This is a genomic window from Arsukibacterium sp., from assembly GCF_018402695.1.
In the GTDB taxonomy this organism is placed as follows: domain Bacteria; phylum Pseudomonadota; class Gammaproteobacteria; order Enterobacterales; family Alteromonadaceae; genus Alishewanella.
Window position 1 is genome coordinate 600858 of the sequence record NZ_JAGYIM010000019.1, and the last position, 22133, is coordinate 622990.

At 53.4% G+C, this 22133-nt stretch carries 21 protein-coding genes; all 21 read right to left on the reverse strand.

The features are described 5' to 3' along the window. Nucleotides 1-4: 4 nt before the first annotated feature. The 21 genes from KG631_RS14325 to KG631_RS14420 all read right to left on the reverse strand — a co-directional run bounded on the left by KG631_RS14325 (nt 5) and on the right by KG631_RS14420 (nt 22054). On the reverse strand, nt 5-1582 hold the full coding sequence (locus KG631_RS14325) for a general secretion pathway protein GspF (RefSeq protein ID WP_214000354.1): 1578 nt from the start codon (nt 1580-1582) through the stop codon (nt 5-7). 37 nt (nt 1583-1619) lie between these two features. Further along, complete coding sequence (locus KG631_RS14330; protein WP_214000355.1) at nt 1620-4040, reverse strand: LamG domain-containing protein; 2421 nt, start codon at nt 4038-4040, stop codon at nt 1620-1622. A gap of 2 nt (nt 4041-4042) precedes the next feature. Next, the gene (locus KG631_RS14335) at nt 4043-5251 is read right to left on the reverse strand and encodes a hypothetical protein (protein WP_214000356.1); all 1209 of its coding nucleotides are present in this window, start codon (nt 5249-5251) and stop codon (nt 4043-4045) included. A gap of 17 nt (nt 5252-5268) precedes the next feature. Next, entirely contained in the window at nt 5269-6204 is a 936-nt protein-coding gene (locus KG631_RS14340) for an AgmX/PglI C-terminal domain-containing protein (protein ID WP_214000357.1), read from the reverse strand. Next, complete coding sequence (locus KG631_RS14345; RefSeq protein WP_214000358.1) at nt 6201-6725, reverse strand: biopolymer transporter ExbD; 525 nt, start codon at nt 6723-6725, stop codon at nt 6201-6203. Before KG631_RS14345 ends, KG631_RS14340 begins: the two co-directional genes overlap by 4 nt. After that, a complete protein-coding gene (locus tag KG631_RS14350; protein WP_214000359.1) occupies nt 6722-7246 on the reverse strand; it encodes a biopolymer transporter ExbD in 525 nt (174 codons plus the stop codon). The genes KG631_RS14345 and KG631_RS14350 overlap by 4 nt, the downstream gene beginning before the upstream one ends. Further along, the gene (locus KG631_RS14355; RefSeq protein ID WP_214000360.1) at nt 7230-7889 is read right to left on the reverse strand and encodes a MotA/TolQ/ExbB proton channel family protein; all 660 of its coding nucleotides are present in this window, start codon (nt 7887-7889) and stop codon (nt 7230-7232) included. The genes KG631_RS14350 and KG631_RS14355 overlap by 17 nt, the downstream gene beginning before the upstream one ends. A gap of 12 nt (nt 7890-7901) precedes the next feature. Next, a complete protein-coding gene (locus KG631_RS14360; RefSeq protein WP_214000361.1) occupies nt 7902-8285 on the reverse strand; it encodes a hypothetical protein in 384 nt (127 codons plus the stop codon). A gap of 3 nt (nt 8286-8288) precedes the next feature. Beyond that, nucleotides 8289-9032: a tetratricopeptide repeat protein gene (locus KG631_RS14365; protein WP_214000362.1), complete on the reverse strand. Its 744-nt coding sequence runs from the start codon at nt 9030-9032 to the stop codon at nt 8289-8291. Next, nucleotides 9019-11895: a tetratricopeptide repeat protein gene (locus KG631_RS14370; RefSeq protein WP_214000363.1), complete on the reverse strand. Its 2877-nt coding sequence runs from the start codon at nt 11893-11895 to the stop codon at nt 9019-9021. Before KG631_RS14370 ends, KG631_RS14365 begins: the two co-directional genes overlap by 14 nt. Then, nucleotides 11895-13766, reverse strand: a complete 1872-nt coding sequence (locus KG631_RS14375) for a hypothetical protein (RefSeq protein WP_214000364.1) — start codon at nt 13764-13766, stop codon at nt 11895-11897. The genes KG631_RS14370 and KG631_RS14375 overlap by 1 nt, the downstream gene beginning before the upstream one ends. Then, nucleotides 13748-14284: an AraC family transcriptional regulator gene (locus KG631_RS14380; protein WP_214000365.1), complete on the reverse strand. Its 537-nt coding sequence runs from the start codon at nt 14282-14284 to the stop codon at nt 13748-13750. Before KG631_RS14380 ends, KG631_RS14375 begins: the two co-directional genes overlap by 19 nt. 12 nt (nt 14285-14296) lie before the next feature. Continuing rightward, entirely contained in the window at nt 14297-15436 is a 1140-nt protein-coding gene (locus KG631_RS14385) for a DUF3570 domain-containing protein (protein ID WP_214000366.1), read from the reverse strand. Beyond that, entirely contained in the window at nt 15423-15671 is a 249-nt protein-coding gene (locus KG631_RS14390) for a DUF4266 domain-containing protein (protein WP_214000367.1), read from the reverse strand. The genes KG631_RS14385 and KG631_RS14390 overlap by 14 nt, the downstream gene beginning before the upstream one ends. Next, nucleotides 15637-16146: a TlpA disulfide reductase family protein gene (locus tag KG631_RS14395; protein WP_214000368.1), complete on the reverse strand. Its 510-nt coding sequence runs from the start codon at nt 16144-16146 to the stop codon at nt 15637-15639. The genes KG631_RS14390 and KG631_RS14395 overlap by 35 nt, the downstream gene beginning before the upstream one ends. 16 nt (nt 16147-16162) lie before the next feature. Beyond that, complete coding sequence (locus tag KG631_RS14400; RefSeq protein ID WP_214000369.1) at nt 16163-16819, reverse strand: outer membrane beta-barrel domain-containing protein; 657 nt, start codon at nt 16817-16819, stop codon at nt 16163-16165. Next, the gene (locus tag KG631_RS14405) at nt 16789-17523 is read right to left on the reverse strand and encodes an SH3 domain-containing protein (RefSeq protein ID WP_214000370.1); all 735 of its coding nucleotides are present in this window, start codon (nt 17521-17523) and stop codon (nt 16789-16791) included. Before KG631_RS14405 ends, KG631_RS14400 begins: the two co-directional genes overlap by 31 nt. Then, complete coding sequence (locus tag KG631_RS14410) at nt 17524-19269, reverse strand: hypothetical protein (protein ID WP_301003825.1); 1746 nt, start codon at nt 19267-19269, stop codon at nt 17524-17526. It abuts the gene before it with no gap. Then, a complete protein-coding gene (locus tag KG631_RS18970) occupies nt 19184-20128 on the reverse strand; it encodes a hypothetical protein (protein WP_301003826.1) in 945 nt (314 codons plus the stop codon). The genes KG631_RS14410 and KG631_RS18970 overlap by 86 nt, the downstream gene beginning before the upstream one ends. Nucleotides 20129-20456: 328 nt before the next feature. Beyond that, complete coding sequence (gene recA / locus KG631_RS14415; protein WP_214000371.1) at nt 20457-21500, reverse strand: recombinase RecA; 1044 nt, start codon at nt 21498-21500, stop codon at nt 20457-20459. A 53-nt stretch (nt 21501-21553) separates the two neighbouring features. Next, nucleotides 21554-22054 carry a nicotinamide-nucleotide amidohydrolase family protein gene (locus KG631_RS14420; protein ID WP_214000372.1) on the reverse strand — a complete coding sequence of 167 codons (501 nt, stop codon included), beginning with the start codon at nt 22052-22054 and terminating at the stop codon, nt 21554-21556. Between the last annotated feature and the right edge of the window lie 79 nt (nt 22055-22133).

A 22133-nucleotide genomic window follows, 5' to 3' on the forward strand; every position in this document is an offset into this window, starting at 1 on the left:
CGCGTTAGACAATAGGCGCAAAGGCGGTTAACCTGTCCTGACTGGCAGCGTTGCCCAGGCCATGGAACGGTGCTACCTCGGCCAGCCGGCCCTGTTCACCGTGTAATGCCAGATAATTCAGCATAACGGTTTGCACCAGCAGGTTAACGTTATTGGCCGCCATTGATGAGCCGGTTTCTACTGAGGCATCCGGGCGCATAAAACCAATTTGCTGGTGGCGGGCCTGTTCCGTTGCACTGCCACCGAGCAGCGACGGCCGGCCATTCGGGTTATAGACCAGAATAGCTGATGCGGCCGTTGACGAGTTATCGCCAGTCCACTCCCCTTTTCCGCGGCCATTTTCACTGTCGTCAATCCGGCCATTGCTGGCTACCGAGCCATCCGAATATAAATAAATCATCAGCGGCTGGTTACGTCTGGCAGCATATTCCAGACAGGCACCAATGCAGCGGCCAGCGCGTAAGTCACGCAGCTCGCCGGTACCCCGCTCGCCGGTATGATAATCGTAACCACCAATTGTCACGGTGCCAGCACCGGCAAAACCGTTTACCACCAGTTTCATGACCGAAGCGGTTTTACGGAACTCAGCATCGCCATTAAATTCGGCACTGCTGAAAATACCGCCCTCACCAACAATATCGGTATCAGCGGCCGGGTCCAGCGTAGCCGGGTTACCAAAGCGATCGGCTAAATCGGCGCTTTTCACGTAACCACAGCGCACCAGATCTTTAATCACAGCATCGCGGGTGACACCCGTGTTTACGCTGGCCAGCTTACCGTCACTTAAGCGTTGAATCGACTCCATTACTGCCACAGCATCATTTTGGTCAAGCAGTCCGAACAAATCACCCACATCGACTAAACCGGTCACATCACTGGGCCGGTCAATTTTAGTCGGCCGCCATTCCGGGTTATAAAACTCGGCTGGCGCCATTGAATTAGCACCGGAGTCAGAGTTTCGTGAGCCAATTAATGGCATAAGCGAACCATTGGCGCCGGCCTTGGCAATGGCAAACATCGGGTTATGCGGGTTATTACCGGTATCGTTTTCTGAGCGTGACGGTATAACAGCACCATTAACCATAGCCTGGGTTGCCATGCTGGTGCGTTCAAGAATACCGGCCAGCATCTGCGAGTCGCTGTGAAACGCCAGCCCCAGCTGATCGTTAACAAAGCCTGCCGCCGGGTCCGCCGCATTTACCGCGGTTGGCACCATATCGGCTGGCAGCCCCAGTTTGCTATAACCCTGGGTTGACAGAAAATCGAGCTGGCCACCGGCACCACCAACCAGAATGTTTGAACCGGCAATATTGGCACCACCGGCTAAATCAAAGCAGATAAACGGAATTTTCCCGGCGCCTTCGACATTGATGCCGCACTGGCTCTTTAATAACTCCAGATCTGGCGATAAATCAGCGAAGGCTTTGGTCGGATTGGCAAACAAGCTGAATACCGAGCCGGTTGTCAGAATACCAGCGCCGACACTCAGACCACAGGCAATAAAGTCGCGCCGGCTTACCGGCCGGCTATGGCAGGCGTGTAATAAGGGCGCATCCGGATGTAGTGCTTTTTTCAGTTTCATAAGTTGGCTCCTTTATACTCGCAAGAGTACGCCAGCATTAGTACACCAGCATCTGGGCGCTGGCCAATACGGCAGTGCAGGCTGCTTTGGCAATGGTTTGAGTACGTTGGCTATCGCAGGCACCATCGCACTGGCTAAGCCGGTCTATCAGATTGTTCAGCTCTGCCCTGGCATCCGCTTCGGGTAGCGCGGTTTGCGGTTGTAACGGCGCAAAGCGCTGCAGCAACGGACTAATCAACCCATCCCGGTTAGCCGGGCTTAATGCCTCTGCCGGGCCGGTATCAAAATTAACGGTCGGAAACCATTGGCTGCGCAACATCGGGTCATTAATTGCCGCATTACAATAGGCAATCCCCAGCTGGGTAATGGCCATTTGTTGCGCTGAAATAAAGGTTTCTATATCACTCAAGGCCGGCAGCTGCCGGGTGATCGTCTGATACGTAGCGGCGATTGCTGGCGTGGCCTGAGATACTCCGGTTAATTCGCTCATACTGGCGTGGATAGCCGCAAAAGGCCGGATACCAATGTCACTGCTATTGCTGTTAGCCTGGCTAACCTGCTGCACCGGAAAAGCCGGCTGGCTTCGCACATTGCTGTACTGCCCTATCTGGCCAAAAGACAAAAAGAATTCATCGCTGGCGGCACCTGCCTCCGCAGCAATAATGGTACCCAGTTCGGACATAGGTACGGCTTCACTGAGATTGGTACCACTGGCAAAGTTGAAATCCTGGCGGATCCAGGCCTGACCTGAAGTCACTTCCCGGCCATTAATTGCCAACGCCACATCACTGATCTCAAGGTTAGCCGGCAATGCAGCGCCATCCAGATTAATCAGGTAAGGCTGACTAAACAGGTACGAATAATTGTCGAACTGGGCCACTTCAAATACGATGTAACTCTCTGGTAAGTCAATTAAATGACCAATGGCAAAGGGCAGATAAAACTTCTGGCCAACCCCGATACTGAAATTCTGGGCAATTTGTGCCGGGGTCAGCGCCCGGTTGTGGATAGCCAGTAACCGGATACTCCCCTGCCATTGCCGGCTACCATCTGCTTCGTTGCCCAGCATCAGTGCGAAACTGTCATCCCAGCTGCTAATCGCTGCAGGGTCACTTTGCACGCCACTGTCTTCACCATTCACATAAATACGCTGGCCATTTACCGGGTCCTGGGTCAGCACCACATGCTGTAAACTGGCTTGCAGTAATTCGTCGGCATCGGCCGTACTCAGCGCTGGCATCCCACCAAAATCACTGTTGGCGCTGCGCAGTAAAAAGTCGTAATTATACTGGCTCTGGCCCAGGGTAAAGTTACGGCTGATGGCACTACCGGCATAACTGACTATCGCTGCCGGCCCTTCCTGTACCACATTTGCCGGAATGACCCAGGCTTCAATGGTCATCTCCCCGGTGGCACCAATCAGCGAGGCAAGCTTGGCGCTGCTCTGGGTGCTGGCCTGCGCCCGGCCACTGTTAATCTGCAGGCCCCAACCGGTTAACCAGGCAAAATCGCCCTGCAGGGTTAAGTTAGCTGCAGGCTCAACCCCCGAGGTATCAAATGCCTGCGTACCCTGGCCCTCTTTAAACTGGTAAAAAGCAATCTGGTTACTCTCAAAACGGCCGCCACTGGATGCGACCACACCATCTTCCAAGCGTAACGCTTTGGACGGCACTAACTGCGGGTCCAGCTCAGTTGCCGCGACCGCATCACTTATTGCTATTACGGCTGCCAGCATTACGGCCGCATCGTTACTGCAATCTGACCAGCAGTTGTGAAACTCGCCCCCGAGACGGGCAACCAGCCGGGATAACTCCGGCCGGTCCAGATTCATTAAATTACGACTGGCCTGATACGCTACATCGACATCGCTGGCAGCGAAAAACGGGGACTGGGCCACGGCAGCATCCGGAGCATGACAATTAGCACAATGTTGCTGCAGCAGTGGATAAACTTCTGCGGCAAATAAGGCCGGACTTTCCGGCAACGCTTTACTGGCACCGGGGTCGCGGATCACCGGCGCGACCAGGGCAACTGCGGCCTGCTCAGCATCAGTGGTATTGCCCCAGTTGCGTAACCACTGGGTTATCGTGTCGGCACAGGCCGTATTACTACTGAGCCAGCAGTTATGGCCACCCGCGACTTTCTGCACCATGACCGATTGCGCCGGATCAGCTAAATTAACCAGCGGTAATACTGCAGCATATGCCAGATTAATATCATCGCGTCTGACAAAATACGGCGCAGTATTCCCTTGCTGGTGACAACTGCCGCACCGGTTATCAGCGACCAGATTGTCCCACAGGTTTAACTTAAATTGTTGTATATCATCAGTTTGTGGTGCAGGACCATTATAATTAGTCGAATTATCCTGGGTCGGTGGTGGCGGGTTCTGCTCCACCTCAGCACCACCGCAACCTATCAGCAAGATACTAAGCACTAGCAGTAGCAAAGATCTCATGGTTACTCTCCCATACAATAAGTGGCGGTGTCGGCGAACACCTGTTTTAAGTTGTAACCACTCTGGCTGAACCGTTCGGTGGTTTGCTGAATAAGATTGACATCGGCCAGCGACTCCGCCGGGCGTAAACAGGTTGTTTCAAATGCCTTTTTCACCTGACACTGGGCAAATGCGACCGAGTGTGCTAATTCCTGGCCCAGGCTTTTGGCGCCGTGGCCCTCGCCCGGTAAGCTGTTGTCCCAGCCCAGTGCCTGATTGCGGCCTTCACGCCAATAGTTTTGCCAGTGATCATCTTCTGTTTTATAGCCGAACGGAAAATTACCGGCATTGATATGGTATTTTGGCTGCACCCGGCTGCCGGTCTGGCTGTTGGTACTGCCCGTTTCCTGATAAAACAGCTGGCCGTTGTCACCATTCTCGTCAGTGAACTGATAATCGTAATAGGCAAAAGCCTGGGCTAACGGGTCCATACCGGCATGACAACCGATACAGCGGTTATGAAAAATCCGGCTATCCCCACCGGGGCTGCGGCTGACATCCTGGCGGATCCGATCTGCCGTGGTACTGGTATCTTTTAACGGTTCTAAATCGGTGCACAACTGGCTCATCAGGGTGAAACGCAACATTGCCCGGTTGGTTCCAAGGTAAAAAAATGCTTTGGCGCCGGCCCGGCTGGTCATCACACCGGCACTGGCCTCTGCCGGGATCCCGAGCAGGCTACTTTGGGCCCGGGGCTCCAGATGCTGCTGCAAATCAATACCTTGCTGATCTAATGCTAAATAGTGCGCATTGTTGTTCGCGGCGTAGGGTGGCAAGCCTAAACTATCAGCGCCGACATACAGCACATCGGTTTGCAAAATCTGCCGAAAATCGGCATCGTCCCTTACTAGGCCAATAATGGTCGCGCTGTAATCATTTAGCGGCTCAAAAATATCCAAATCACGGTTAGTTGCCGGTGCCGCAAATAATTTTAATGTCGTGCGGTAAAAATCCGGATGTTGCATAGCGAGCTCTGCTGCCCCCTGCTCATCCCCCTGCGCTATCAGGTCGGCCATCTGTTGCAAGGTCGCCGCATCGGCTGGCACTCCAGCCAGGCGATCATGCAGCCGTGTAGCCTGTTCCACTGGCCCGGCAGACAGGGCGCCGCTATACAGTACGGCAAAGGCAGCAACCAGCAGGCCTGGTATCAGCGGCTTTATATAGCTATGCATATTTCTCTCCTGCCCGGCTAGCCGGGTAAAAACGCGATGGTCCACTTCGAACGGGTTGGCAACACATCTGCCGCCCCGAAATTCACGGCCTGTAAGCGCAGTTGTAACTGCCGCTCCAGCCGCTCGTCATTTAATTCACTTTCCACAATATTAACCTGCTGCAAACTGCCATCCGGGTTAATGATCAGCTCAAACACAACCTTGCCTTTTAGCAACGGGTTGGCACGTAAAGCCCGGTTGTACAGGGTATATAAACTGCTTTTATTGGCTTCCAGTGTTTGCCGGATACTGGCTTCTGAGCGCCCGCCCTGGCTAGCCGGGTCATTGTCTGAGCCGCCACCGGCGTTAGCTGAAACAGGTGCCGAAGACGCCAGCCCACGCAGGCTGGCATCTGCCAGAGTGGTACTTTCAGCCCGGTTTAAATCGGCTCTGGCAACGTCAGCGCTGACGGCAGCAGCCGCTTTCGCCGCCGTTTTTGCCAGCTCAGGGTTAGCAATGACGTCCGGCTCAGGCGCAGCGGCGCTTTGCTGGCCGTCCCGTTGCAATTGCGGGGCTTGTTGATTAACAGTAAAGGTCTGGCGTAGCGCCGCAAGCTCATCCTGCATGGCCAGCAACCCGGCCTCCTGCGCCTGGGCACGGGCCTGCTCGGTGGTTACCGGGCTGGCCTCCACCACCTGTTGCTCTGGCTCTGGCTCGGGTTCAGGCTCCGGTATTGGCTCTGGCTCAGGCAGTTCTATTGGTTCTGGCGGGGTAATTTCCCGCTCTTCCAACCTTACCCGCGCCAGTTGCGGCGGTAATTGTTCAAGTTGCGCCCGGCTGCGCTCTGGTACCTGGTAAAGCGGTACCGCAACCGACAACAACAATAACAGCAACAAACCGCCAATAACGACCTTGCTGAAAAACTGATCTTCATTTTGCCAACCTGCGCCGGCATGCCAGCTAAGCGTGGTCATGGCGTCGCCTCCAGAGCACTGCTGCGCTGCTCTACTGCCAGCGATACATCCCGGTATTCCGTAGCTGCACAGATTGCCATTAACCGCCGCAATACCGCATAAGAGGTCGCAGCATCAGCCAGAATAGTCAGCGGCCGGCCCACAGCCTGCTGCTCTGTTGGCAGAGGCGCTGCCCGACTGGCCAGATACTGCAATTCCTGCTGTACTGCCGCAGCCAGCGCGTCCTGCCAGAGTTCCGGCGCTTGCTGCCAATCGCCCCGCCAGACCGGTTTGCCCTGCACCAACACGCCGTTGGCCGTCACAGTAAGCAGCACCTGCTCCCGCGGTAATTGTTCTGAAACGGATTGCGGCAGACTCATGTCTTTATTACTGGGTAACACCACCACATCAGATTGATTCACCATCAGGAAAAAAACCAGAATGGTAAAAATATCCATCAGCGCCACCAGATTTAACTTAGAGCTTTGGGCCAGCCGCTGATTCTGCTTCAACATGCGTTTCGCTCGGAATGACTGCTTCATTCAGGGCCCTCACTGTCGTCTGCTGGTAACTGGCCCAGTGAAATTAACGGAAACAATTCGGCGTCCACTACCGATGCAGCCACCACTGTTTTAAAAGACCGCACGGTATCCATCGCGCTAACCAGCGTCTGATAATCCAGGCTTTCCGGTGCCAGAATACTGATATCCCGTTTCTCAGTGTTTTGCTGTTGCCAGGTCAATTTTAAATCCTGCAAAAATGCGGATAGCGCGGCAAAGTCAGGTTGGCCCTGTTCGTTATGGCTGAACTCACGCAGTAACTGGCCAGCCGGGTAATTCAGGCGCAGCCGGTCAGCCCGTAGCTCTAACTCGAGAATTTGCGGGTTATCCTGCTCCTGCTGCATTAACTGCTCGGTTTTAGCCGGCAGCTGAATATTCAGCACCCTTATCTGGGTAAACACCAGACTGAGTAACAAAACCGGTACCAATACAATCATCAGATTCATAAAGGAGGTGATGTCGAGCTCAGCCTCGTTCTGACTGATTTTATGCTTTCTGATCATCCCGGCCACCCGCCAAACGTTGTCCGATACTGTTCATTAACTTAATGCCGGCCATTTCCATGGTATCGACAATACTGGCCGTCTTGCTTTGTAACAGCGCATGCACAAACACCAGCGGTATTGCGGTCATTAAACCAAAAGCTGTGGTGTTCATCGCCACGGAAATACTGGATGACAACAGACTGGCCTTTTCTGACGGGTCAGCATTGGCTACGGCAGAGAAGGCTGCGATTAAACCAACGATGGTGCCGAGTAAGCCCAGCAAGGTAGCCACATTCGCCAGTGTTGCTAAAAATGGCGTTCGTTTTTGCAGACGCAGGCTGTATTCCAGTACCACCTCTTCCATCGCGTATTCCATATCTTCACGCCGGTGCGACGAGGCTAAACGATTGACCCCACTGGCCAGCATTAAACTGAGCGGCGTCTGATTACTGTCAGCCTGTTGCAAAATCGCTTTGGTATCAGCCGCGGCTATTGCTGGCTGTAGCTGACGATAAGCACGCTGATTGCTGGCGTAAACCGAGCGCAAAAACCACCAGCGCTCTATGGTAATGGCAATACCCAGGATCAGAATAAAAGCGATAGGAAATATAAAGTAGCCACCTTCCTGCAAAAACCGCACTATGCTGTTGACGAAATCCATACTGTAAACCTCTTAATTATTTTCTGATGATGCTGTAGCGGCAGGTTGCTGGTTTAGCGACTGTGCCTCAATAAAACGTAAAAATTGCTGGCGGTCCAGCGGCTTTAATGGCTCCGGCGCCGGATTAATTTCCGGCGCCGGAATACGAATTTGGGCAATACTGTCCTGCCAAGGCAAAACATATAAGGTTCGTGGTTGCTCCTGATTACCACTGATCGTGGTACTGATATCAACCTGCACCGTGGCAGCGGGTTGGCGCGCAGCCGCCGCATTTTTGGGCTCTGCCGGCTCAGCTTGCTGGGCCTGAGCTTGCTGGGCCTGAGCCTGCTGCGTCAGACAAACCCCGGCCAGCAACAACAGGCTCAGGCTCAACCCTTTAATAGCGAACTGATCCATCTGTTACTCCTGCTGCTCAAGTAAACTTAACCAGGCTTCGGCCATCGGATCGGCTGTCAGCTGCTGATATTGCTGATAGTGATACCGGGCCTGCTCGGGCTGCGCCAGGTATAACTCGTATAGAAAACCCAGATTTTTATGGGCACTGGCAAAATCGTTGTTACGTTCAAGCGCGTCCAGCCAGTAGCGCCGGGCCTGATTAAAGTTACCGGCCTGGCGGGCCATAACACCCAGTAAATTGCTTGCTTCAAGGTAATCCGGCTGTTGCTCAACCAGCGCCGTCAACAGCTGGCGGGCCTGCTCTGGCTGCTGTAACTGCCAGTAACACATCGCCAGATTGTAATGAATACCTGCGGCTTGGGGCAGGTGCTGCGCTAACGGCTGCAGCAGCGTTAGCGCCTGCTGGTAATCCTGATTACGCATCAGCTCTGTCGCCTGCTGAAACTGGGTCTGCTGTGCTGGCTGCAACAGCGGTTTAGGCAACACTGGCGCCGGGGTACTGTCCGTACCAGCAGCCTGTCCGTCGTCTGCAGATTGCTCAGCCTGACGTTCGGCTGGCGCCTGACTTTTTTCTGGCGGTTGTTGCTCGCTGACCGATGGCTGGTCTGCCCCTTGTCCACTGTTCTGGCCGGAAAACTGGGCACAATGGCTTAACGACAATACCAGCAGTAATGCCATCGTAACCCGCCCTGCTTTGCTGGCTGGCAAGCCGCGTAAACTCTGGCTGGGACCGTTAGTAAGCTTCATCAGCGAGCTCCAGGTAAACTTCAGGTTTGCTGTAGCGGGCCGGAAATAACTCCGCTAATTTGTTAAAACTTGCTGCAACCCATTTGTCATATAATGGCTGCGTAACCAGCGCAGCATTTTGCTGATATATCTGTATTGCCAGCTCTTCAAACGGGTACGCCTGCTCTTCCAGCAGCAACTCATATTGCTCCAGTGCCAATGGATCCAGGCCTTTGGGCCGCTCCGAATTCAGCAGCGCACTGGCCATCTGCTGATATAAACTGGCAACCTGATATTGCGCCTGACTATAAAAATCAGCAACCTGCCAGCTCATACTGGTTTGCAACAGCGTAATAGCGGCAGTCATATGAGTTTGCTTTTTCTTTAAATTATCGCGCAGGGGCTGGCGCAGTGAAACGCCATTGAACAGATCGCTGTTATGCAGCCCCAGTTGTAATGCGGCTTCAGCGGCCAGATAGCGGCTACGTTCACTGCCACTATTTTGCTGGTCTGCAATTTGTTGCTCAGTAAGTTGCTGTTCAGTAGTGACAATGCGTTGATACCAGAAGTTACGCCGGCTGACATCGTTCTGCGCCTGATACAGTTGGACCAACCGGGCCCGGGCTTCCTGTGCCGGCAAATGGGGCTCAGTATATTGATTGGCATAGCTGCGATAAGCCAGCCGGGCTGCTTCACTATTGCCGGCTTGCCAGTAATATCCTGCTGCTTTATACAATAATGCTTGCTGCTCAGCGCCTGTGGGTAACTGTGCCACTTGCTGGCTGATTAAATCGGCTGCACGTTGCCAGTCCTCTAACTGCTCGTAGCTATTTAACATCGCCGTGGTAATTGCCGGCTGTTCAGCGCTATCCGGATAGCGCTGCTGGTAGGCTTGCATCAGGCTGATTGCTTCGGGCAGGTCCTGCTGTTCAAGCAGCAGACTAATTTGCTGATAAGCCGCACTTTGATGGTATTCCGATTCCGGCAGCTCAAGTAAACGTTGTAAATGAGCCAGCTGCGCACTAACAGTTAAGCCCGTTTGCTGCGCCTGCTGATACACCGCAGAAGCCAGTTGCTGACTAAGCAGCTGCCGTCTTTCTGTCGCAACAGTGCTGTCATCGGCCTGATAAATACGCAGCAGATGCTGGATGCTTTGCTCAGCCTGCGCATACTCGCCAACAGCCAGTTCAGTCTGGCTGACAATGAATAAAGCTTCGTTCACCAGCTGAGGCTTACTATCCTCAGGATGCGGCCAGTCGGTTACCCGGTTGGCATAGCTTACAATTTCTGAATAAGTCTGTTGCTGATAAAGCTCGGTCAGCTGATTTAATGCCACCTGTTGTGCTGCCGGGTGGCGACTGTGCCAGCGGACAAACTGCTGTTGTTGCTGCCACCAGATAGCCGCTGCTGCCGCACTGGCACCGGTTGCAGTGGCTAACTCTTCACTTAGCAGCAGCGCCCGGTAGGCGGCTTGCTCCGCAGTAAAGCTGCGGGCGTTCAGTTTTGTAGTGGGATAACCCAGTTGCTGATACGCCTCCAGTGCGGCCTTTTGATCGCCACTGCCTGCCAGTGCCTCTGCCAGCAGATAACGTACATCATCTGCCAACAGCAAGCTGTCGTCGTTCTGCTCTGGCGCTAATAACGGTTGCACCAGCAGCAGTTGCTGCCAGTATTGCACCAGGTTGGCAAACTGCGCTGGCTGGTCTTGCTCGCTGGCTTGCTGCGCCTGCTGATGCCCCTTGCGGCCAAAATAATCGAGATATTGGGCTAATTGCGGCGCCAGTTCAGCCTGCTCTGTTGGCCTGGCTTGTTGCCAGAAGGCCGAAGCCGGGCCAAACCGCCGGATAAAAGCCTGCTGGGCCAGCTCGGCGTTGTCAGCTTCGGCATAATCCAGATGATATTGCACCAACTGCAATTGCATACGGGCGGCCTCTATGGCCAGCGGCTGATCGGCAATAAACAGCCGGTAACTGTCCAGCGCCGCCTGATTTAGCTCTTTTTCAAATAAAAAATCTGCCAGAGCCTGAAATAATGCCGCCTGATACGGCAGCGGCCGCTGCTCTGGCGGGCCGTCACGATAATCAGCCCGTTTCAGCAGCGCCAATAAACTTGCTGCCTGCTGCTGGTAGCTCAGTGAAATGCTTAAGATCCGCTGCAACTCCTGCCGCAGGCTTTGTTGCTCATCTTCATTCAGCCGCTGATGATAGGTTAAATCCAGTGCCTGTAAAAAGGCATCATCAGCGAATGCATATTGCTGCAGCTGAAAGTGACTCCAGCCCGTCATATATAACGCATGCTGACTGAGCTCTGGTCCTGCCAGGCTTAACACCTGTTCAAAAGCGCTCAGCGCCTCAGGATAACTGGCCTGGCTATAATAAATATCACCCACTCTGAACCAGAGTTCGGCCGCAAAATCGCTTTCTGGATAGCGTTGTAGCAACTGCTGCATCTGGCGTTGCGCTGCCTGGCTGTCGCCAGTCAAATCGAGTGCCCGGGCCAGTTGGTAATAAATCAGCTCGTTGTTAGGATCGTCCGGAAACTGCTGTAACAAAGCCCGGTATTGTGCAATCAACTGCGCTAAGGCCTGTTGTTCCGCCTCCGGCCCAAGCTCGCTCAACTCCAGTTGCCGGGTGTTAAGTTGCGACAAGCGATACAGTACTTTTTGCCGCACCGCTAAGGCCGGGGCAAGTGCCAGCAAATCCTGATATACCTGTTGCAAGTGGGCTGGCGTCACTAATTCTGGCTCAGGTAATGCCGCCTGATCAAACGGCGCCAATTCTGCCAGAGTAGCCCGGCGCACTGTTTTATCCGGCGCAGAGCTACAGGCGCTCAGCAGGCTGAGCGTCAGCAATGACATAACTGCGTAAGGAATGTGACTGCGCATTACTGCCCCTCCTGAGTGGTCAGTAATAGCTGCTCCATTACCCGGGCAATCGCCTGCGTATTTACCCGGCGCATTTCCTGTAATTGGGCACGCTCAGCCTGGCGCAGTTGCTGCAGCTCAGTATTCAGCTGCGCCAACAACTGTTGTTGCCGGGCCGCTAACGCAGTTGCAAACTGGCTTTCCTGGTCTGACAGTGTTGCCAGTTGCTGCTGTTGGCTCAGTAAACGCTCAGTTTTGCCGTCAAGCCGGGTTAACCGGGCCAAAGCGTCGTTAATCCGGGTAAGCTCTGCCGTCAGTTGCTGCTGCTGTTTAGTCAGCTGCCAGCGCCGCTCGGCACTGTTATATTGATAATGCCATTGCAAAATGCCGCGTAACCGGCTCAGACGTGCTGCTGCCTGGCTAACATCACGACCAGCGGCAGTCAGTGCCGCAACCCGCTCTTCTGCCCTGCCAAGCATGCGCTGCAACTGAGCAAAGTGTTGCTCTGTGTCATCCAGCCACAACTGCCCGGCCATTGGCTGTTGTGTTGCCGCAACAATAACCGAGGTCAGTTGCGCTGCTTTCTGTTGCAATTGTTGCTGCTTCTCGATTAACCCCGGCAAGGTGCTGCTAAGTAATTGTTGCTGCTGCCCCAGCTTAATCTGTACCACGTCACTCAAGCGTTCGATCTGGCTTAACCGCTGCTGTTGCAGTTGCTGTAGCTGTTGCAACGCAGCAAGCTGGCTATTTAGCCGAAATAGTGGCGCTTGCTGGCGCAACTGATAACGCTGCCAGCCACTTAGCCCGGCAGGGTCTGCTAATTGCTCAAGCTGCACCGGGCTGGCATGGTCGCTATTCGCCGCCAGTTGTTGCTGATAATACTGATCGGCCCAGCGATACGCGGCCAGCGCATCTTGCTGGGCCAGGGCCCGTTCAAACTGGTTACCTAACTGATGCGCTGCCAGCCAGCTGGCCGGAGCATAGGGAAAGCGTTCAATCAGCTGCTGCAGTAACGACAACAGCGTCGGTATTTGCCGGTTTTCCGTCAGCACATCGCGGTATAAGGTCATTGCTGACAGTGTCAACACACTGCTACTGGCAAACTCGCTCAGTACCTGCTGCGCATCAGCCCATTGCAATTGGTCAACCAGCAGCCCGGCTTTTAGCAACTGTAAGTAATCAGCCAGCGCCTCACGCTCGGTGGCATCGCTGAGCAAGGGTTCTGCTGCCCGCCAGCTGAACAGCCGCTGCCAGAAACCCGGCTGCGGCTCGGCGCCCAACTGCTCGCTCAGTTGGCCCAGTAACGCCAGCGCCTGCGCAGGTTGCTGTTGTTGGCGCAGCGCCAGAATTTGATTAATCACCACGTAGGGCAGCTCATTCTGCCCCGCCAGCCGGCTGAAGACCTGAGGGTCGCCAGCCATTGTATCGGGCCAGTTAAGCAGTTGTTGTAACAGCTCTGCCTGGCCGGCAAGTTCTGCCAGCGGTGGGGTCAGCTGCTGAAGATAGTACCGGGCCTGCTCAGTGTACTGTTGTTCATACTGATACCGGCTGAACTGCAACAGCGCAATATTCCTAAGCTCCCGGGGCAGCTTGCCGCTGAGGGTCTGATCATCTAACAAACGTTTTAACAAACTGGCGGTCGCCGCTGGCATATCCAGTTGTAACAGCAACCCGGCCTGAAACAGGCTGGCTTTGGCCGGTTCTTCCGGTGCCAGGGATAACTGCAACAGCGCCTGATAGTAATCTTCCTGATAAAAATGCCAGGCCGCCAGCCGATATTGTTTTTCGCTTTGTGCAAACGGCGCTGCTGCGACCGGAAGCAGCACACCTGACGCCAGTAACAGCGCGCTGAGTGTGCTTGCCAGTAGCGGCCTTATTCGTTGCCTGACCATACTTCTACACTAAAATCAGGTTGGTAATTGGCGCTGCTGTCGGTAATTTTCAGCTCCAGCAGCATGGCATCGTCCGCTTTGGTAAAACGGTGGCTGATTGCCCGCCGGTAATCTTTGTCTTCCGGGCCTTTACCAACAAATACAGCAGTTAGCGTATGCTCGCCCGCGCGGATGTTACCTTTGTACAATGGCTGTACAGCGCCGCGTGCCAGGCCGGCCAGCTCACTCTGGGTGTACAGGTGAGCGCCGATAGCTTGATCGTTTAGCTTCAGTTGAATGCTGTCCAGCTGGAAAAAACGTCCGGCATCCACCGAGACAAATACCGCCAGTTGCGTTTGTGGCGGGAACAATAATTCCTCTTCCAGAATAAACAGCTCCCGGTTCAGGGCAATAGCCTGCTGCTTTAACTGCTCCAGTTGCTGCTGGGCGGACTGCTCTGTTGTGGCTGCAGTTGATTGCGACGGCACTGCCAGCAACAGCACGCTAAGCAATACGGATATAACAAACTGACATTTCATGCTGCAACCCCACTAAAAATAAACACTGAAAAAGGCCCGGTAAACATTGGCAGTTAACCGGTACAAAGGCTCGGCACCGGCCTCTGTGCCGGCGACAGTGACGTTACGAAAGTTGTTGTAGTTAAACCGGATATGGTCCCACTCCAGATTTAACTCTGGTTTGGCGGCCGGCCACCACGACCAGCTGGCAAACCGGTAGCTTGCCCCCACTCCAATACTCAGATTGTTGAAATCGCTCAGCTCTTTGTCTCTGGCCATAAAGTTTTGTTGGTCAGCGAATTCAAACAGGTCGGCGTAAAACGATGCCTGTCCCTGCTGGTACCAGCGCACGTGGCTATCCAGCACCCAGCGCTCACCCAGCGGATGCACATACTCCAGCTCCGCATCAAACGCCTGAATATCCCAACTGTCCTGATAATGACGCAGCGAGGCCGTCAATGCCGCCCGGTAGGGTAAATAAAACTTGTTAACCAGCCCCAGCGCAAAGCTGTTGCGGGTATTGGGGTATATTTCAAACTGATAACCATACCCCAGCTCTGCCAGCGGATCACGGTAACGCACACTGCGATAAGGGTTATTCAAAAACCCTTGCTCCATATCCACTTCGGCATTCAGCGCACTGATCCAGCGCGTGGTCAGCACCTGGGTAATGCCCAGGCTATAACTGTAGCGCCGTAATTCTTCACTGAAACTTTCATCACCGTTGCGGCCAATTTCGTCATCACCCACTGCCGCGTTCAAACTTAACGTGGTCATGCCGCCAAACGTATCATGGGCAACACCAAAGGACACTGACCTGGCGTTATAGTCATCCTCGTCACTCTGTGCGTAATTCAGCGACAAAATACTGTTACCGGTCAGGTAATCCAGGCCAACCCGGCTTTCTATCCGGGTTTCACTGTAGGCCGAAGCGGTGGCGATAACGTCAATTGAGGCGCCGGATACCGTATCGACATAATAAAAACCTGATACCGATACCTGCTCGCCAATTTTACTGCGTAGCATCAGCGCCGGGCCATCAATTGATACCCCGCCACCCTGATAACTGTGCTGCATCAGATCAATCCGGTTATCTGGCAGTACCGCTGCTACAAGCGACGTGCTGCACAGCAACGCCGCCAGCAGCAGTAGCTGGCACTTAGTTGCAGCCACAACCGCCTCCACCGCTGCCGTCAGCACCTTTTGCGGCTTCCCGCGAGTCCCGCACATGGGCACTATGCTGCAACGCCACCGGATGGCGGCCAAAGGCCATAATCGGGTCAGCAAGCTCCGCCCGCTGATACGGCTTAACCCATGGCTCAATACTGGCGCAGCCGGCCAGACCGAATAATACCAGCATGGCTGTCAGCAGCTTAGTTGCGCAGCAGGGTCTTAATATCGTTTTCATATTTTTGCTCATAGCCCGGTTTATATCCCCGATGCACACTGTGCACGTCGCCATCCTGATTGATAATTACTGTAGTCGGCATCGCCTGCACCTGATAACTTTCTGACACACTGTTTTCGGTATCAAACAAAATAGGAAATTCAACCTGGGTCTTACTCAGATATTTCTGAGCAGCACTGCTGTCTGCTTCGACATTCACTCCCCACACCTGAACCCCTAACGGTTGATACTTACTGGCCAGTTTATCCAGCGCCGGCATTTCCTGAATACAGGGGCCGCACCAGCTGGCCCAGAAATTCAGCACAATAATGTCTCCTCTTTGCTCAGCCAGCCGCAGATTAACGCCGCTTAATGCTTTAAGAGTAAAATCAGGCGCTAAAGCACGCTGTCCAGCACTACCATTGTTAATGACGCTGGCACTTTGGGCACTTAATGGCAGCACAGTTAACAACAAACTACATAACAGTGTTTTCATACAACTTTCCCATTTTTTAAAAATATACAGCGAAACCCAGTGCCATACTCAGGTTATGGGTCGTTTTACTTTCAGCTAAAATCGTGGTTTCAAACACATAGTCAGCGACGACAAGATCGACTGCCAACCAATCGGTCAGATATAACCGGAACTGGCTGCCGAATTTAAACGCAAAAACTTTGTCACCGGCAAAATCAACATTGCCTGCGCCGGCAAATAGCGACCAGCCGGTGTTCAGTGCATAATCGCTACCCAGATATACCTGACCCGGTAACAGCACATAGCCAAGCTCCGCGCCATAGTAATGCCACTGCCGCTCATCGTCGGTTAACAACGGCGCGGCGCCACTTAACCGCTCATAAGAGGTCAGGCCCGCTTTGCCCAGCGCGTACTCCGCACTGACATAAAAATCTTCGTTAATATGATAACTAAGCTGCAATGCAGCCAGGCCGCTGGTGCCGAAATCTTCTATTGCCAAAGCGCCACCGCGTAACGCCACCACAAAGTTTTCAGTATCGAGCCTGGCGGGGATCACGTCAGACTGTTCAATCTCTGGCGCTATCCGGGCATCACTGTCATTGCCTTGCTGAGCAACCGCCAGCGGGCTGAGTACCAGTGGGCTAAGCAATAGTAAAGCACTGGCTAAAATGCCAGGCGTAAGCCAATTAACCATGTATTTGTCTCTTCATTAATATCACGATCGGTACTGACCAGCGTTCTGCGATAGCGCAGGTTAGCTTGCAACCGCTCAGTCAGTGGGTAATTTACGCCCAGTTCCATTGTTGCCAGCGGGCTGCGACGCTCAGGGGTTTGCACCAGCACGGTTCTGGGCCGGGTTAGCAGCACGCCACCGCCCAGAGCAATATAAGGAGACAGTTGCCAATGCGGCCACGGGCTGATGCTCAGTTGCAACAAATATTGCTGACTACTGGCTTGCTGGCCACTGCCCTGGCCCGCACTCAGCTCCAGAGCCACTACTTCTGAAAACAGATAGCTGCCACTTAACTGGTAATAACTGGTACCGGCAAAATCACCCGCTGCCAGACCCAGTTGCCAGTGACGCTGGCTTTGCGCTGCCTGCCAGAGTGCGGCGACGCTTTGCTCAGCGCCAACCGGATATAAATAATCCAGCTCTGAGGCTGCCAACCATAATTGCTGCTGGCGGTACTGCACCTTAACCCAGCCGGTACGTTGTTTTAGTAATTGTAAACGGTCATTGTTCAGCGCAACCTGCACTACCGGATAGCCCCGCCCCGGCCCGGTGCGTAAATCGATATACTCTTTTTGGACGATAACCCGCCTTTCGTCGTCTGTGATCTGCTGCGCCAAAGCGGGTGCAACTAACAGGGCCAATAACAGCAGCCAGCAGCAACGCATCTAGTCAGGCTCCACTGCAAAAGGTGAGTTGTAGTATTGGCCGCCCATATCCAGCCAATGACTGATCAGCCGTAATTCTGCCGCAGATAAATAGCCCTGATGGCTGCCACCCTGACTGAACTGCTGAAAAAACCGCTCGCTGGCCAGGGCGCTGCCGGCGCGCATGCTGGCACCAATGGTTACCGTCACCATCACCGGGATCGGGTCACCATTTTCATCCAGAATTAACTCGCCATCAGCATCGGTCAGAAATACCGGATTGCCATCGCCGTCCACGGCCTGCACTAACCGGTCGACCAGCACCCCGCCAACTAATTCTTGTTCATTGTCATTACTGAGCAATTCCCGATAGCTGGCCATCTGTTCTGCCTGCAAGTCTGACGCCTGCTCCGTCAGTTCCAGCTGGGCTGCAGGCACAATGGCATTGCCGGCTGCATCAGTGCGGCTATGACAACTGACACAACTGTTGTCACGCAATAGCTCATTGGTCACAGGGTCAAACTGGCGGCGGTCCAATTGCCACAGCGGCTGAATGTGGCTTGGATAGTCAATCCGTAACCGACAAGCCGCCTGCCAACTGGCAAAACAGTCCAGGCCAACGGGTAACGGTGTCGCCAGGTCGGTAAACTGTTGTAACTCTGTTGGATCAGGCTCTCTTAACGCCGGATCTGTCCACAAATCCTCAAAATCCAGTGCCGCACTCAAGGTTTGTTCGCCCAGTAAGCGGGCCATGGTTTGCGCCATGGTTTCACCTGCGTTTGGTGGCAGCAACGGGTTTGCATTGTTAAAAGAGGCCGATGAAGTAGCTGGCCCGGGGTTAATTGTTGGCCATTCGCCACTTTGCCGGCCATGGGGACGGGTATTGTTCGCGGCATGACAGCCGTTGCAACTAAGGGTTTCGCCGGCGGCCAGGGTTATCCACTGCTGATGCTGGGGCGATACTGCCTGACCTTCACTATTCAGTAAGCTCAGCGCCAGCGGTACGTTGGCTGGCACTTTAACCCGCACCGAACCGTCAGGTTGGACCGGTGTAATGCCTACTAACTCCCGCATTAACTGGCGGCGGTTTACCCCAAAAGCAAAATTGGGTACATCGCGCACCTCTTCCGGTGGAATAGGCACGCCGCGCACCAGACTTAAATAACGCACTGGCCGCTGCGCTGCGCTGGTTTGCATCGGATCGGCTAACTGCTCCAGCGGCAATACCGCCTCGCCACCAATGTCGTAAACACTGCGAATATCTAAAATGGCTTCACCATTTTGTGCCAGTGCAGGGTCCGCATCAGGATTAGCCGGCAAAAATACCGGTCGGGTGTACGGTTGCATTACCACAGGTTCGGTTAATAACTGTTGTGCTGTTCCCAGCTTAACCGGTACCTGAGTTTGCTTGACCAAGTCAAACAACCATAAACCAAAACGGGGACCCGCCGCAGGGTAGTCAGCAGGCTCTGCAACCAGTTCACAGCTGGTTACCTGCTCATCGACCAAAACCTGGCACGGTGACCAGCTGACCAGAAAACGTTCCGAGCCATCCTGCAACGCAAACGCGCTCTGCACCAGACCAGCGGGCTCTGGCCGGGCTGAATTATCAAAAGCCCACGGCAGCAGAGGGGTCTGAGCGGGTAAATTCAACACTTCCTGATACAACGGTTGTTCATTGTCACTGGCCAGCGCCAGCGCTATTTGCACCGGCAGGGTATTTAAGCCATCTTGCTGGCGGTTGCGCAATAATGCGGCAACCGCCATCAGCCAATACCAGGGGCTTAGCAAACTCGACAGGGCTGTTATCTGGTCCGGTTTGATGTGAATGCCAGCCGTACAGCAACTGGTTGGCCGAGCCGTCCGGCCGCATTTGATACCAGTTAAACATGTTGCGATCGCTCTGGTTATCCCAGCGACTGTACAGGATATGGCCATCGGCCAGCAGCACAGGATAAAGATCATGGCTCAGGTTAAAGCTTATTTGCTCAATGTCGGTGCCATCGGCATTCATTACGTGCAGGTTAAACGCCGGACCTTGTAAATCTTCATGCAAGCCACTGTATTGTGGTTTAAATTCATCCAGTAAGATTTGCCTGGCTTTATGCTGGCGGCTGGAGCTGAACACGATACGCCCATCGGCTAAAAAGCCTGGGCTTATATCATGGCCCTGCTCAGCCAGCAAGGGATCTGCTATTACGGGCGCAACGGTATCGCTGCTGCGACTGTAACGCCAGATACTCCAACGGGGTTGTAATTCATCAGCCACATCGGCCAATTCTGGTGGCCGCAACGCAAACAACAAGGTATCGCCGTCGGGTGATACCACCAAATCTTTTACGTCGTATGGCTCATCAGCAAAGACTTCGGCCAGCAATTCACGTTCTGCCGACTCAGCAAACGCATTTTGTTTGAGGAAAAGCTGCGCGCCCGGATTAAACTGCTCAGGTGCTGCCAGCTCAGGCTTGTAGGGATCACCGTCTTCGTTCAGTAACGGCCTGGCGACGAATGCCAGTGGATATTCCTGTGCAACCGGGTCGTTTGGTTCATCTTGGACACTGATATCGGCATTACAACCAATTAAACAGTGTAAGCAGGCCAGCAACAGTAACGTATGTTTAATCATTATTAACAGTACCGGCCACCTACGGCGATGACAACATTATTGATAAAGTGAATGTTAACAAAATAGGTTTTTTAGTAAAAAACAGAGCTACCAGATTAACGCTGGCCATCCGGCAGGGCAAGACAAAATTTGCCGGTTAATCATCATGCTGCTTGGCGCTTAGCGATTATACAAACAGCAACTGGCTGGCCGATTTCAAGTTTACCTGCTGCCTCAACGATTTAAATCAGGGTTCCGCTATCCTGGCCAGCAAAATCCAGCGGTTTTTCTGGTTATAAAAAAGCAAAAAAGCCGGCAAAAACGCCGGCTTTTTTCTAGTATAAAAGTATTACAAATCAGCTTCGAATTCTGCCGGAATAGCTTCTTCAATCACTTTTTCACCGGGTTTCAGTAACAAGCGGCTACGCAGTTCCTTTTCAATTTCATCGGCTATCGCCGGGTTCTCAGTCAGAAACTTCATAGCATTGGCTTTACCCTGGCCAATTTTATTACCCTGATAGGCATACCAGGCACCCGATTTATCTACCAGGCCCTGGGCAACCCCAAGGTCGATCAGCTCACCATTTTTGTTGATACCCGCACCATACTGAATAATAAATTCGGCCTGTTTAAACGGCGGTGCCACTTTATTTTTCACCACTTTTACCCGGGTTTCGTTACCGGTAATTTCATCACCTTCTTTTACCGAGCCAATCCGGCGGATATCCAGCCGCACTGAGGCATAGAATTTAAGGGCATTACCTCCGGTGGTGGTTTCGGGGTTACCAAACATCACACCGATTTTCATCCGGATCTGGTTAATAAAAATACATAAGGTATTAGAGCGCTTAATATTACCGGTAAGTTTACGCAGTGCCTGTGACATTAAACGGGCTTGTAAACCCATATGGCTGTCGCCCATGTCACCTTCAATTTCGGCTTTTGGCGTCAATGCCGCTACTGAGTCGACTACCACGACATCTACTGCAGCAGAACGCACCAGCATGTCACAAATTTCCAGCGCCTGCTCACCGGTATCGGGTTGCGACACCAGTAAGTCTTCTACTTTTACGCCCAGCTTTTTGGCATAAACCGGATCCAGCGCGTGCTCTGCATCAATAAAGGCACAGGTTTTCCCGGCTTTTTGTGCTTCGGCAATCACCTGCAGGGTTAAGGTCGTTTTACCTGATGATTCAGGGCCGTAAATTTCCACAATCCGGCCGTACGGCAAGCCGCCTATACCAAGTGCAATATCCAGGCCCAGCGAGCCGGTGGATACTGAGGCAATATCCAATGCCGTGCTGTCACCAAGGCGCATAATAGAGCCTTTACCAAACTGACGTTCAATTTGAGTAAGGGCAGCGCCCAGGGCTTTTTGCTTATTGTCGTCCATTGTTCACTCCAGAAAATTCGGCTTGCATAAACACTGTATGCTCGTACAGTAGTCTAGTTTGGCAAGGCTGTCAATAATAAGATGCTGTGCTCCAGCGCATAATCAATTGCCTGCTGACGCACCTGCTCGCGGTCGCCGGCAAAAAACTGCTGCTGGCTGCTAAGCTGGCCATTCAGCCAGAAACTAAACCAGACAGTGCCCACTGGCTTCGCTGCCGAGCCACCGCCGGGCCCGGCGATACCTGAAACCGCTATCGCCAGCTGAGCATTTGCCGCTAACGCTGCCCCGGCAGCCATTTCTTTAACCGTTTCATCGCTTACCGCGCCAAATTGTAATAAAGTGGCGCTACGCACGCCCAGTAGCTGCTGCTTGGCTTTGTTGCTGTAGGTAACAAAACTACGATCAACATAAGCAGAGCTGCCGGCAATAGCGGTTAAATAGTAAGCAATGCCGCCACCGGTGCAGGATTCAGCAGTGGTGACGAACCAATTTTTCCGTGATAATAACGCACCCAGCTCTGCAGCCAGTTGCTGAGTATCGGTTGCAGGTACCATAGCCAATCCAACAGGGAATTCAGAGTGTCATTATGCCGTCAGACCAGAAACCGGAGCAAGCCCTAAGCAGTCACACCCC

Bases quoted from the DNA above. Each gene is read 5' to 3' on its own strand.
- KG631_RS14395 (WP_214000368.1), bottom strand. From the start codon at position 16,146: ATGAAAACACTGTTATGTAGTTTGTTGTTAACTGTGCTGCCATTAAGT.
- KG631_RS14420 (WP_214000372.1), bottom strand. From the start codon at position 22,054: ATGGTACCTGCAACCGATACTCAGCAACTGGCTGCAGAGCTGGGTGCG.
- KG631_RS14410 (WP_301003825.1), bottom strand. From the start codon at position 19,269: ATGGCGGTTGCCGCATTATTGCGCAACCGCCAGCAAGATGGCTTAAAT.
- KG631_RS14360 (WP_214000361.1), bottom strand. From the start codon at position 8,285: ATGGATCAGTTCGCTATTAAAGGGTTGAGCCTGAGCCTGTTGTTGCTG.
- recA (WP_214000371.1), bottom strand. From the start codon at position 21,500: ATGGACGACAATAAGCAAAAAGCCCTGGGCGCTGCCCTTACTCAAATT.
- KG631_RS14350 (WP_214000359.1), bottom strand. From the start codon at position 7,246: ATGATCAGAAAGCATAAAATCAGTCAGAACGAGGCTGAGCTCGACATC.
- KG631_RS18970 (WP_301003826.1), bottom strand. From the start codon at position 20,128: ATGATTAAACATACGTTACTGTTGCTGGCCTGCTTACACTGTTTAATT.
- KG631_RS14330 (WP_214000355.1), bottom strand. From the start codon at position 4,040: ATGAGATCTTTGCTACTGCTAGTGCTTAGTATCTTGCTGATAGGTTGC.
- KG631_RS14335 (WP_214000356.1), bottom strand. From the start codon at position 5,251: ATGCATAGCTATATAAAGCCGCTGATACCAGGCCTGCTGGTTGCTGCC.
- KG631_RS14340 (WP_214000357.1), bottom strand. From the start codon at position 6,204: ATGACCACGCTTAGCTGGCATGCCGGCGCAGGTTGGCAAAATGAAGAT.
- KG631_RS14365 (WP_214000362.1), bottom strand. From the start codon at position 9,032: ATGAAGCTTACTAACGGTCCCAGCCAGAGTTTACGCGGCTTGCCAGCC.
- KG631_RS14380 (WP_214000365.1), bottom strand. From the start codon at position 14,284: ATGAAATGTCAGTTTGTTATATCCGTATTGCTTAGCGTGCTGTTGCTG.
- KG631_RS14375 (WP_214000364.1), bottom strand. From the start codon at position 13,766: ATGGTCAGGCAACGAATAAGGCCGCTACTGGCAAGCACACTCAGCGCG.
- KG631_RS14370 (WP_214000363.1), bottom strand. From the start codon at position 11,895: ATGCGCAGTCACATTCCTTACGCAGTTATGTCATTGCTGACGCTCAGC.
- KG631_RS14345 (WP_214000358.1), bottom strand. From the start codon at position 6,725: ATGAAGCAGTCATTCCGAGCGAAACGCATGTTGAAGCAGAATCAGCGG.
- KG631_RS14400 (WP_214000369.1), bottom strand. From the start codon at position 16,819: ATGGTTAATTGGCTTACGCCTGGCATTTTAGCCAGTGCTTTACTATTG.
- KG631_RS14355 (WP_214000360.1), bottom strand. From the start codon at position 7,889: ATGGATTTCGTCAACAGCATAGTGCGGTTTTTGCAGGAAGGTGGCTAC.
- KG631_RS14405 (WP_214000370.1), bottom strand. From the start codon at position 17,523: ATGCGTTGCTGCTGGCTGCTGTTATTGGCCCTGTTAGTTGCACCCGCT.
- KG631_RS14325 (WP_214000354.1), bottom strand. From the start codon at position 1,582: ATGAAACTGAAAAAAGCACTACATCCGGATGCGCCCTTATTACACGCC.
- KG631_RS14390 (WP_214000367.1), bottom strand. From the start codon at position 15,671: ATGAAAACGATATTAAGACCCTGCTGCGCAACTAAGCTGCTGACAGCC.